The sequence below is a fragment of the Streptomyces beijiangensis genome (assembly GCF_017315755.1).
Taxonomy (GTDB): domain Bacteria; phylum Actinomycetota; class Actinomycetes; order Streptomycetales; family Streptomycetaceae; genus Streptomyces; species Streptomyces beijiangensis.
In genome coordinates this window covers 1-346 of the sequence record NZ_JAFLRJ010001709.1, presented here as the reverse complement: position 1 = coordinate 346, position 346 = coordinate 1, and the positions used below count along the sequence as shown (strand labels likewise).

The following is a 346-nucleotide window of genomic DNA, read 5'->3' as shown; positions in this document are numbered from 1 at the left end:
CATACAAGCCTGAGTTGGCCGCGGAAGGCAGAGCCGTCAGAATTACAAAGTTCATGATGTCGGCCGCATATGGAACACCGATGCGGTCAAAGACGACGACAAATGGGCTTTTGATCACACCGGCTTCTTTAACCGGAATGAGGCACGAAAGCACGAAAATCGTTCCGATGAAGAAAAGCACCAGTCTCCAGAGTGTTGTCTTGATCGCTTTTGGAATGTTCTTTTCCGGTTCGGCGCTTTCTCCGGCGGCAATTCCGATCAGCTCCGTACCCGAAAACGCAAAATTCACGGAGAGCATCGCCATAAAAATTGGAAGGAAGCCGTTTGGAAAGAGACCGCCTTCTCC

1 pseudogene is annotated in these 346 nt (G+C 50.6%); it reads right to left on the bottom strand.

What is annotated here, in order from left to right:
* A pseudogene (locus tag J0695_RS46680) lies at positions 1-346 on the bottom strand (S-methylmethionine permease); the annotation flags it as partial.